Genomic DNA, 11,833 nt, shown 5'->3' with positions numbered 1-11,833 from the left:
ATGAAAACACTTTTTTGCCAGTCGGCTGTCCAAATTGTGCAGGTGGTCGCCATCAGTCGCAATCGTGCCATTGGCAAAGACAATCAGCTCTTGTGGCATATTCCTGAGGACTTGCAGCACTTTAAGCGACTAACAGACGGCGGTGTCATCGTCATGGGTCGCAAGACCTTTGAGTCGCTTGGACGAGTGTTGCCCAATCGCAGCCATCATGTCATCACTCGCCAAAGCGATTTTTGTCATGCAGGCGTGGTTGTTGCAGCTTCGCTTGATGAGGCATTACGCCAAGCAGTTGATGATGCCATCAGCCGCAATCAGCAAAAAATCTTTATCATCGGCGGTGGTGAAATTTATCAGCAAAGCCTACCAATCGCTCATGTGCTGGAGATTACCGAAGTGGATATTGAGGTGGCGGGCGATGCTTATTATCCAGATATTGATGATAAATTTTTCATAAAAACTTATCAAAGCGATACAAAAACGGACAAAAAAAGCGGCCTGAATTATCGTTTTACTACTTGGTGCCGCCGATCAGAAGTGGCTTAGATTTGCTAAGATTTATTTCATTAAATGTATATTAATTATCAATAAAATTACCCCTGTGGAGTGGTGAATGACTATGCGTTATGCTTATGTTGCCTTGGCTTGTAGTGCGATTGTGATGACTGCGTGTGATAGCAAGCCCAGTTACCAGCGTATCAGCGGTGAAACGATGGGAACAAGCTACCATATTAGCTTGCAGGCAAATAAAGCAGACCTTGCCAAGATTCAGTCGGTGATAGATAAGCGATTGCAGGACATTAATAACAGTATGTCCACCTATCAGCAAGATAGCACCATCAGCCGCTTTAATCGTCTACAGGCAAATACACCTTTGGTGATTGATGCTGATTTTATCAAAGTGCTAACAGACAGTCAGCAGGTATATCAAGCGTCAAATCGTGCCTTTGATCCGACCGTGTATCCTTTGGTTGAGCTATGGGGCTTTGGCAGCAAGATGAGTGTTGAGCGACTGCAATCACCACCAAGCGACAGTGAGATTGCTGCCGCATCAGCTTTGGTTGGTTTGGATAAAATCAGCCTAGAGGGCGACAAAATTAGCAAACGCATACAGGGCGTTGGCTTGGATTTTTCGGCAATTGCCAAAGGCTATGCGGTTGATGTTATCGCCAATACCTTACGCGAGAATTATGGCATTAACAATTATATGGTTGAGATTGGTGGCGAAGTTGCAACCATGGGTGTCAATGACAAGGGCAGGGCATGGGTGCTGGGCATTGATGCACCTGTGATTGATAGCACGCAGAGCAATCGCACAACGCTAACAACACTTACTCAGCCTGCTGGCGGTTCTTTGCACATCGCTACTTCGGGAGGCTATCGCAACTCGGTGGTTTATGATGGCAAGCGATACAGCCACACGATTAACCCTGTTACGGGCAGACCTGTGGCGGATAATGCACCAAGCGTAACGGTGCTGCACGATACGGTTGCACTGGCGGACGCGTGGGCGACTGCTTTGACCGCCATGCCATATCAGCAGGCGATCAATCTTGCCAATGAACAGGGCGTGATGGCGTTGTTTGTGATTGAAAATGCCAACAAAACAGGTTTTGAGCTGGTTAAAAGCACCGCCATGCAACAAAAGTTTGCCAAATAATATCAGATTGCACGCACGGCAGTTTTGATTTACAATACTATTAATAGTTTTACAGATTGTATTCGGTGCTTGTTTGGCAAATGAGCGGTTGTTGGGCGTTTTGCATTCATCAACAATTGCCACCAAGCAGGCAACGGTTTATATTTCACCAACCAAAAAGGTTTGCTATGGCCAATTTTTCACCAAGTATTCAGTTTGCCAAGCGTTGGCTTGCCACACCAGTTGCAGCACGCAAGGCGATCTATGATGAGCTAGATGATATTATCAATTTGCTTGATAGTGATACGCCAAGCAAAGCGTTTGTTTTTACCCATGCTGATTTTTATCAGGCAGTTGCTACAGCCATCAATCAAGGCGAGGCTGTCAGCACACCAAGCCGCTTGATTCATTCTATCGAAACCACCTCATTGAGTGCTGAAAAAACTTCCCATGCGGCAAATCAGGTGGATTTTAAGGCAGTTGAAGCTCGCCTAAATGAGAGTTTGGCAACGCAGATTGATGAGTTTTTGGTGGAGCATACCGCTCAATTGGCTGACGATTTGCGAGCATGGGTACAGATGGCAGTGCGTCATGAATTGGCAAACTATCAGCAAGCAGGTCAAGAATAATCCCTGTTACAGATAAGAAAATAGTGCGATTGGAGCGGTCATGAACACAGTGCAGCATAGCGACATCATCGTTGTGGGAGCAGGGCCTGCAGGGCTGGCGTTTGCTCGCTTTTTTTTGGGTAGCGATATTCGTTTGCGTGTCATTGACAAAGCACCGATAGCTGCACTGCAAAATCCAGCGTATGATGGGCGTGAAATTGCTCTAACCAACAGCTCCAAAGAAATCCTACAAAATTTGGGTGTGTGGCAGCGTTTGAATGATGATGAAATTTACCCACTAAAAGATGCCAAAGTTTATAATGGTACTTTGGATTATGCCTTGCATTTTCAAGTTCCCAAATCTATGCGTACCATGCGTTCGCTTGACCGCTTGGGCAATCTGGTCTCAAATCACCACATTCGCAAGGCACTGTACGATGAAGTGTCAACGATGCCAAATGTTGAGCTGATTGGCGATGCGTGTGTTGATACAGTAAAGACAGGAGAGGACAGGGCAACCGTTACGCTATCAGATGGGCGACAGTTTACCGCAGATTTATTAATTGCTGCTGATAGTCGTATGTCTGGCGTGCGGCGTTTGCTGGGCATTGGTGCAGATATGAATGACTTTGGGCGGACGGTGATTGTGTTTCGTGTCAGCCACCCAGAATCCAATACTGCCACCGCCCAAGAATGCTTTTTGCACGGCCGAACTTTGGCGATTTTACCATTGACTGATACCATGAGCAATTGTGTGATTACTGTGGATAATACACAGGCTCAAGCACTGCTTAGTCTGTCGCCAGCCCAATTGGCACACGAGGCACAGCGAATGTTTGGCGATAAATTGGGCAAGTTTAGCATTGCTGGCACGGTGCACCATTATCCATTGATTGGGGTGCATGCACAGAGCTTTGTGTCGCAGCGTGCGGCATTGATTGGCGATGCTGCGGTTGGTATGCACCCTGTAACTGCACACGGGTATAATCTGGGGCTTGCCAGTGCCAAGACGCTGACTTCGCTGATTTTGCAGGCTTATGACAAGCAATCTGATATCGGCTCTTGGCAGCTGCTTGCCAGTTATAATCGTCAGCATCAGGCTCATACACGACCTTTGTATCATGGCACCAATGCGATGGTTCGGCTGTTTACCACAGATAATAAACTTGTGCGTCCACTGCGAGATTTGACGCTGCGAGTGAGCAATAATTTACCACCCATTAAGCACTGGATTGCCAAGCAATTGGTCGGCTGAGTTGTTTGATGCTTGATGTTGATAGGGCTTGTCGGTTTGTTTGGCGACAAGCCTGATTTATAAAAATGCTTGGTGGTCAAGTTTCTCAATTTCTCAATTTTTTAATTTCTCAATTTTTTAATTTTTTAATTGAAGCTCCGACCACGCAAAATGGCACAAGAAGGGAAATTTATTTTATACAACAAAAGCATTAGCAAGCGGGCGTTTTTCGTGATAAGATAATCAGTAATTTAAAAAATAATAAGGGCAAGACAATGCTTATTGAATTTACAAAAATGCACGGACTGGGCAATGACTTTATGGTTATTGATTTGGTTACTCAACGCATGACGCTCACGCCCGAGCTTGTGCGATTGCTTGCCGATCGCCGTCTTGGGGTGGGTTTTGATCAGCTGTTGATTGTTGAGCCGCCGACTCGCCCTGATGTGGATTTTCGCTACCGTATTTTTAATGCAGATGGTTCTGAAGTGGCACAATGTGGCAATGGTGCGCGTTGTTTTGCTTCGTTTGTCCAAGCTCGCAAATTATCCTTCAAGCAACGATTGCGTGTTGAGACGGCAAGTGGCATCATTGTGCTATCCACAGACCGCTATGGCTGGGTGCAGGTGGACATGGGCAAGCCAAAATTTGAACCAGCGGAAATTCCTTTTGCCCCAAAAGCCATCACCAAAATTGGCAATGCCTACCGTCTTGATGTTGATGGCACGCCTGTGCAGCTGTATGTGGCAAATATGGGCAATCCGCACGCAATTATTAAGGTTGATGATGTTCTCACTGCCGAAGTTGAACGGCTTGGCAAGCTTATCGAGTCGCACGAGGCATTTCCTGAGCGGGTGAATGTGAATTTTGTACAAATTGTCAATCAGCGACACATTCGTATTCGTGTTTTTGAGCGTGGCGTTGGCGAAACGCAGGCATGCGGTACAGGTGCTTGTGCGTCTGTGGCGACAGCAATTCGTGAGGGCTGGCTGGACGAAGGGGTGGATATTCGTGCACAACTGTACGGCGGCTCATTGGCGATTCGCTGGCAAGAGGGCTATAATTTATCCATGACAGGGTCGACAGCTTTTGTTTATGAAGGTGTGTTTAGTCCAGATGGTTTGGCAGCGTCTGTTGGGCTAAAACTAGACCCAAATGACGACAGCACTTATTGATAATGCGACTATCTCACCTATTGACACCGCCAAGCAATACGGGCAGCAATCGTGATTGCGATATTGCTTGGCAATGTTTAAATGATTGGCTTGATGAGCTGGCTTGGCAAAATTATGCTAAGCATACCATCAAAACTTATCAATTGGCGGTATCGCAATTTTTGACTTTTGTTGAGCAGGATAGCCAGATTGCCACCGCTTTTGCTTGCACTCGCCAAGACTTATTGCGATTTTTTGGCACACGCCTTGAGGAGAGCAACATTCAGCCAGTTAGTGCCAAACTGGCTTTGTCCGCCATCAAAAGTTTTTATCAATTTGCCATCAATCAAGGCATCACAGCGACCGATCCTACTGTCGGTTATCGCCTAAAACCTGCCACAAAAAAACTTCCCAGCATTGCCGATGTGGATCTTATCAATCAGCTTCTTGATCAGCCGATGCCTGACGATGCCGCCAAAGCACGCTTGTGGGTGCGAGATAAGGCAATGTTTGAGCTGATGTACAGCAGTGGGCTGCGAGTATCCGAGCTTGCATCGTTGGATATTGGCGATATTGATTTGGCGGCAGGTTTGGTGCGTGTGCTTGGCAAGGGCAATAAGACACGCCAAGTACCCGTTGGACGCAAGGCGGTCATTGCCATTACTAATTACTTGCCGCATCGTGATTTGTGGCAGGAGCAAGATTCTGCTGCTTTATTCATCAGTGAACGACACGGCACACGCCTAAGCACGCGAGCGATACAGTTGCGACTAAAGCTTGCCGCCACTGCCGCTGGGATTGATTTGAACCTATATCCCCATTTGCTACGCCATTGTTTTGCATCGCATCTATTATCTGCCAGTGGCGATTTGCGTGCGGTGCAAGAATTGCTTGGTCATAGCAATATCAGCACCACCCAAATCTACACTCATGTTGATTTTGCTGCTTTGACACGCATCTATGATCATGCCCATCCTCGTGCTCAGTTGTACAAAAAATCCCACAATGCTTAATCACCAGCCTTTTTGACTCATCTTTGCCACACAAAAAAAGTTATCCACAGTTTTGTCCACATTATTAATTTGCTATTTTGTGAAACCATAAGGCTAAAGAAAATCACAAAAAACAGCCAATGATTCACAAAGATAATCATTCAGAAGTTTATTGAAAATTTTTAAGTCATTGATTTTAAATAATTTATTTTATTTATGACAAATTGATTAATTTTCATTCAATCGTCTCAAACACTTGGTATTACTAGTCATGACGAATAAAAAATTTATGCATTTGCTAAGTTATCCACAATTTGTGGGGAAAAGCAAACAAAGCCTGACAGGCTAAGGTTTGGCAGGCTGGATTGTCAAATGAACGGTTGATTGAGCCAGTTTTATTGATTATATTTATTAATAGTATAATTAATAAATAATTATTTTGTTTCACAAATTGGCTGATAATTTTGCCACTGGTTGATTATTTTGTAAAATTATCCACAGATTACCCACATTGATATGCCATTTATCCACATACTTTCCACAGATTTTGCCGTGCAGAGCTTGATTTTGGGTTATTAAAAAGTAGGCTGTGTGCATTTGCCCGTGTTGTGATGAATGATGATACTAAAAAGCCCTCAAATCATGAGGGCTGGTTGGTTTAGATAATTTCATCACGCCATAAATCAGCAAGAGATTCACGCTTACGAATCAGGCGATGACTGCCGTCATCAACCATCACTTCGCAAGGGCGTGGACGGCTGTTGTAATTGCACGCCATGCTAAAGCCATAGGCACCAGCACCTGTGATTGCCAGTATGTCGCCCACTTGCAGACCGAAGGCACGGTCTTTGCCCAAAAAGTCGCTGGATTCACAGACAGAGCCGACAATGTCCCAAGTGTGAATTTCGCGAGCATTGCGTGTGTCGGTGGGGATAATCGCCATCACAGCCTCATAAAGTGCTGGACGAATCAGCTCGCTCATCGAGGCGTCAATGATGGCAAAATTCTTAAATTCGGTGGGTTTTAGGACATCAACACGGCTAAGCAAAACGCCTGCATTGGCAAGCAAGCTGCGACCCGGCTCTAGGTAGAGCTTTAGTCCAAGCTTTTGAAGGCGAGGCAGTAGCAACTTGGCAAAATCATCAACACTGGCTGGATTTTCGTCAATATAACGCACGCCAAGCCCACCACCAAGATCGATATGCTCCAGATGAATGCCGTGTGATTTTAATTCATCAATCAGCTCAATCAGCTTGTCTAATGCATCAGAAAATCCTTGAATATCAATCAGTTGCGAGCCAATATGACAGTCAATGCCAACGATTTGTAGATATGGCAGTTGTTTGGCATGCAGATAGGCTTGCACGGCAGCTTGGTGGCTGATGCCAAATTTGTTGGACTTTAGACCTGTGGAGATATAAGGGTGAGTTTTGGCATCAACATCAGGATTGATACGCAAAGAAATGCGAGCGGTTTTATTAAGGCGTGTGGCAACTTGGGAAATGGTATCAAGTTCGCTAATAGCCTCAACATTAAAGCAACAAATATCGGCATTGAGTGCGTATTCAATGTCATCTGCGGTTTTGCCCACGCCAGAATAGACGACTTTTTTGCCATCGGTTACTTGTAATACGCGTGCCAGCTCACCTTTTGAGACGATATCAAAGCCTGCACCGATTTGGGCAAGGCTTTTGAGAACGGCAAGATTGGAATTGGTTTTAACAGCATAACAAATCTGATGGTCAAGGCTTGCAAATGCTCGACTGTAGGCTTGATAATTATCCAAGATGGCACGCTGTGAATAAACATAAGAAGGCGTACCGTATTGCTTGGCAAGTTCAAGACTACTCACGCCGTCAATGTGCAGCACACCATCAATATAATCAAAATACGGCAGGGCAGAGACAAGTATATCGGCATCAATATGCAAGCTGTCATTAATATAATGGCTGGCTGGGCGAAAAGTCATATAATTATCCTTTATTTAATTATTTATTTTATCTTAATAATCATTTGGATTGCTGCTGGCAGGCGTGGTATCAATCACTGGATTGCTATTTGGTAGGTACAATGCACCTTTTTGACCGCAGCCAGTAATTAGGGTAATCAAAACAAGGCAGGGGAGTATTTTTTTCATGTTGTGTCCAAAATTTGTCAAAATGAGCAGCTTGGGTGGTTATAATGCTTAAGGGGCAGTTGTTAAATCTGCTTATTTTAGCATAAATTTGCCGAATAGTTATCCAGAAGTATGCAAATGCTGTTTTTATTTGCATTTATCATCAAAAGTTTGCTGAAGCAATCAAGTTACTTGTTAGTCATTATAATCAATGGCATAAAAAGTTTGGCAAAACAGCATTTATTACTTGACAATCTTGGCAATCAAGGTTAATTTATAATGTTTTTACAATCCCAAAGTTGCCGAATAATATTTGTAAGAAAAAGGCATTTTGGTTACACATTATTTTTAGGAGTGCTTAATGAGCTTAGTCAATCCAACCTTGGTACTAAACTGTGGTTCGTCATCAATTAAATATGCCCTAATCAGCGAAGATGGCGAAAGCCGCATCGAAGGATTGGCAGAAGGTCTGGGCAATCCTGAAGCACGAATCAAGCACAAAAACTTGGCGGGCGAGGCAACCATCATCGAAATTCCCAATGGCGTACATGCTGATGCCTTAAAGGTGATTTTAGAAGATTTAATCAAAGAGCATAAGCCTGTGGCGGTCGGTCATCGTGTTGTGCATGGTGGTGATAAATTTAAATCAGCAACCATCATCAATGATGAAGTATTGGCAACCATCGAAGAGCTGACCAGCTTGGCACCGCTACACAACCCTGCCAACGCTGCAGGCATTCGTGCGATTAATAGTATTTATCCTGACCTACCACAAGTGGCGATTTTTGATACTGCATTCCATCAAACCATGCCAGCACACGCTTATCGCTATGCTGTGCCAAAGCAATTGTACACCGAACATCAAATCCGCCGTTACGGTTTTCATGGTTCATCGCACGCCTATGTATCAAACCGTGCCAGCGAATTAACCAGCAAGCCTGCAACGCATGGTTGGGTGATTGCACACTTGGGCAATGGCTGCTCGGCAACAGCGGTATATGACGGCAAGAGCTTGGATACCAGCATGGGCATCACGCCACTTGAGGGCTTGATGATGGGTACTCGCAGTGGTGATGTTGATCCTAGCTTGCACATTCATCTAAATCGCACGCTGGGTCTGTCGATTGAAGAGATTGATACCCTATTAAACAAAAAAAGCGGTTTGCTTGGCGTATCGGGCATCTCAAATGATATGCGTAATCTAGAAGCTGCTGATGCCGAAGGTAACGAAGATGCTCGCTTGGCACTACAGATGTTTGCCTATCGCACTGCAAAATATATCTTGGGCTTGACAGCTGCTTTGCCTGAGCTGACTGGCATTGCCTTCACAGGTGGTGTTGGCGAAAATGGTGCTGATATGCGTGCTGCCATTGTTGCTCACTTGAAGCATTTGGGTGCTAAGATTGACACCGCCAAAAATGATACATTGTTCCGTGGAGCAGAAGGTAGTTTCCATGCTGTTGATTCGGCGATTGAGCTGTGGGTTATTCCAACAGATGAAGAGCGACAAATTGCCAACGAAAGCCGTGCGGTACTTGGCTTATAAGCTGGCAAGTTGATTTAATCAGATAATTGCTTTATCCATATACTTGTGATATTCATTAAATAAATTGTTTAGGAATATTTATGAAATCTTTGTTATTAGTTCCAACTTTCCGTGCCGAAAATTTCGCCAGTATCGCCGAAAATTTCGCCAAAGCGATTGGTGCAGCTTATTTGGCACCGTTTGATGGTGCAGGTGAGGACAAATTGCGTCAGGCGGTCAGCGATGGCGTGGCGGATGAACTGCTTGAGCAAGTTGTCGCGGAGCAAACGGCAGCTCTTACGGTTGTCAAAGGGGTGATGGCGAGTGAAGTTGCACCTTTTGCCAATCAGGTGAATAAAAATTTGGCAAATGGGCTAGATGCTGATGTGTTGTTTGTCAGTCAAAATGCCAGCGAGTTTGCTTTATTTGCAGCGACTTTTGGTGGCGTTACTGCATCGCGTGTTTTGGGCGTGATTGCAGCTGATACTGCTGATTTTGCCGATACTGCTGTTTGGGCAAATGTAAGTGGCGAAGCGGTTATTGTCAATGATACGCTTGTTAATGAGTACAAGGCGGCAGCTCGTGAGAAAAAACTATCGCCTTATGCGTTTCGCAACCAAGTGGTGCAAAAAGCCCAAGCTGCCAAAAAACGCATTGTGCTACCAGAGGGTGATGAGCCTCGCACCATTGAAGCGGCGGCAATCTGCCAAAGTCGTGGCATTGCACAGTGTGTATTGTTGGGCGAACGCAGCAAAATTGAACAGGTGGCACAAGCACGCGGCGTTGTTTTGCCAGCGGATATTGAGATTATTGATCCTGCAAGCATCGCAGATAATTATGTTGCACCGATGGTTGAACGCCGCAAGGGCAAACTTGATGAGGCAGGTGCAAAACAAGCATTGACCGATACGGTTGTCTTGGGTACGATGATGCTACACATGGGCGATGTTGATGGTTTGGTTTCGGGTGCGGTGCATACAACCGCCGATACCATTCGTCCAGCCTTTCAATTAATCAAAACCGCTCCACAGTACTCTTTGGTGTCGAGTGTGTTTTTTATGCTACTGCCTGAGCAGGTGATGGTTTATGGTGATTGTGCGGTGAATCCAAATCCAACCGCTGAACAGCTTGCAGAGATTGCCATTCAGTCTGCCGAGTCTGCCAAAGCCTTTGGCATCGAGCCAAAAGTTGCCATGATGAGCTACTCCACCATCAATTCAGGTGCAGGCGAAGATGTCGAAACGGTGAAAGCTGCTGTTGAGATTATTCGTAGCAAAGCTCCAGAATTAAAAGTTGATGGGCCACTACAGTTTGATGCGGCAACAGTGCCAAATGTCGGTAAGCAAAAAGCACCAAACTCACCAGTAGCAGGCGAGGCCAATGTGCTAATTTTCCCAGATTTGAACACGGGCAACACAACTTATAAAGCAGTGCAACGCACCGCAGGCGTTATCAGTGTTGGACCAATGCTGCAAGGCTTAAATAAACCTGTTAATGATTTGTCTCGTGGTGCTTTGGTTGAGGATATTGTCTATACCATCGCCTTGACGGCAATTCAAGCGATTGGTGAATAATTATCACAGCTTAAAATGTACAAAACCCCAAAGCATGACTTTGGGGTTTTTGTTATTATTAGGGCTGGGAGATGGGTCTGATTTTCCCAAAATTACCACGCTACACATCGTCAATCGCCTCAATGATTTGTGCTTTTGTATTCATCACAAATGGACCATGTCCAACCACAGGTTCATTGATTGGCTCACCTGTCAAGATGAGAATTTTGGCATCGCTGATGGCATGGATTTTTACGTCCTGACCGCCTTGCTCAAAGGTGGCAAGCTCGGCAGCCTGTGCTGTGTGCGTATCGTTAATCACAATCTCACCTGACAGCACCAAAATCAACAAATTGTGCGATTGTGGAACATCAAAGACATAGCCACCACCAGCAATGAGCTGTGTATCCCATAGATTAATCGGACCAAAGGTATCAGCAGGGCCTGTGATACCATCAAGCGTGCCTGCGATGATTTTGGCAGTGCCAGCACCCAGTAGATTTACTGTGGGTATTGTATCACTTTTGATGGCTTGGTATTTTGGCAGTGTCATCTTGTCTTTGGCGGCTAAATTAACCCAAAGCTGCACCATCTCAAAAACCCCACCCGCTTGGGAGAATGCTGGTGAATGAAATTCCTCATGCATCACCCCAGAGCCTGCCGTCATCCATTGTACATCACCTGATTTGATGACACCGCCACCACCTGCCGAGTCTTGGTGAGCAACCTCGCCTTGATAGGCAATGGTAACTGTCTGAAATCCACGATGAGGATGCTCGCCAACACCCTTGGGCTGTGCGGTATTGCTGGCAAAATAATGCGGTGCAGCATAATCCATCAACAAAAAGGGGTCGATATTTTTATAACTTTGTTGATAATGAAACATGGTATGCACCAAAAAACCATCACCAACCCAATGCTTTGTAGGTGCAGAATAAACCTTCAAAACTTGTTTCATAACATACTCCAAATGCTAGGCTAGTTGTTTGCCTTGTTGTCATTGATAAGTTTATAA

General features: G+C 45.1%; 11 protein-coding genes. 8 read left to right on the top strand and 3 right to left on the bottom strand.

What is annotated here, in order from left to right:
* From EL162_RS09680 to xerA, 6 genes are all read left to right on the top strand, one after another.
* Complete coding sequence (locus tag EL162_RS09680; protein ID WP_126331580.1) at positions 1 to 543, top strand: dihydrofolate reductase; 543 nt, start codon at positions 1 to 3, stop codon at positions 541 to 543.
* A gap of 67 nt (positions 544 to 610) precedes the next feature.
* Positions 611 to 1,657, top strand: coding sequence for an FAD:protein FMN transferase (locus EL162_RS09675; RefSeq protein ID WP_227543403.1), 1,047 nt, complete (start codon positions 611 to 613; stop codon positions 1,655 to 1,657).
* Between the two features lie 167 nt (positions 1,658 to 1,824).
* Positions 1,825 to 2,265: a hypothetical protein gene (locus EL162_RS09670; protein ID WP_126331579.1), complete on the top strand. Its 441-nt coding sequence runs from the start codon at positions 1,825 to 1,827 to the stop codon at positions 2,263 to 2,265.
* Positions 2,266 to 2,305: 40 nt separating this feature from the next.
* On the top strand, positions 2,306 to 3,499 hold the full coding sequence (gene ubiM, locus EL162_RS09665; RefSeq protein ID WP_126331578.1) for a 5-demethoxyubiquinol-8 5-hydroxylase UbiM: 1,194 nt from the start codon (positions 2,306 to 2,308) through the stop codon (positions 3,497 to 3,499).
* Positions 3,500 to 3,753: 254 nt separating this feature from the next.
* A complete protein-coding gene (gene dapF / locus EL162_RS09660; protein ID WP_126331577.1) occupies positions 3,754 to 4,653 on the top strand; it encodes a diaminopimelate epimerase in 900 nt (299 codons plus the stop codon).
* 2 nt (positions 4,654 to 4,655) lie between these two features.
* A complete protein-coding gene (gene xerA / locus EL162_RS09655) occupies positions 4,656 to 5,645 on the top strand; it encodes a site-specific tyrosine recombinase/integron integrase (protein WP_197718977.1) in 990 nt (329 codons plus the stop codon).
* A 637-nt stretch (positions 5,646 to 6,282) separates the two neighbouring features.
* Here xerA and lysA read toward each other — a convergent pair.
* Entirely contained in the window at positions 6,283 to 7,593 is a 1,311-nt protein-coding gene (gene lysA / locus EL162_RS09650; protein WP_126331576.1) for a diaminopimelate decarboxylase, read from the bottom strand.
* A 33-nt stretch (positions 7,594 to 7,626) separates the two neighbouring features.
* Entirely contained in the window at positions 7,627 to 7,761 is a 135-nt protein-coding gene (lptM, locus tag EL162_RS09645) for an LPS translocon maturation chaperone LptM (protein ID WP_126331575.1), read from the bottom strand.
* A 340-nt stretch (positions 7,762 to 8,101) separates the two neighbouring features.
* Between lptM and EL162_RS09640 the strand changes: the two genes are divergently transcribed.
* The gene (locus tag EL162_RS09640; protein ID WP_126331574.1) at positions 8,102 to 9,286 is read left to right on the top strand and encodes an acetate/propionate family kinase; all 1,185 of its coding nucleotides are present in this window, start codon (positions 8,102 to 8,104) and stop codon (positions 9,284 to 9,286) included.
* An 80-nt stretch (positions 9,287 to 9,366) separates the two neighbouring features.
* Positions 9,367 to 10,839: a phosphate acetyltransferase gene (gene pta / locus EL162_RS09635; protein WP_076555806.1), complete on the top strand. Its 1,473-nt coding sequence runs from the start codon at positions 9,367 to 9,369 to the stop codon at positions 10,837 to 10,839.
* A gap of 100 nt (positions 10,840 to 10,939) precedes the next feature.
* On the opposite strand, the gene EL162_RS09630 is transcribed toward pta, so the two are convergent.
* Positions 10,940 to 11,776, bottom strand: a complete 837-nt coding sequence (locus EL162_RS09630) for a pirin family protein (RefSeq protein ID WP_126331573.1) — start codon at positions 11,774 to 11,776, stop codon at positions 10,940 to 10,942.
* Between the last annotated feature and the right edge of the window lie 57 nt (positions 11,777 to 11,833).

Source organism: Moraxella cuniculi, from assembly GCF_900637105.1.
GTDB lineage: Bacteria > Pseudomonadota > Gammaproteobacteria > Pseudomonadales > Moraxellaceae > Moraxella > Moraxella cuniculi.
Note: the sequence above shows the minus strand (reverse complement) of the source record. Positions and strands in the feature narration are given on the sequence as shown.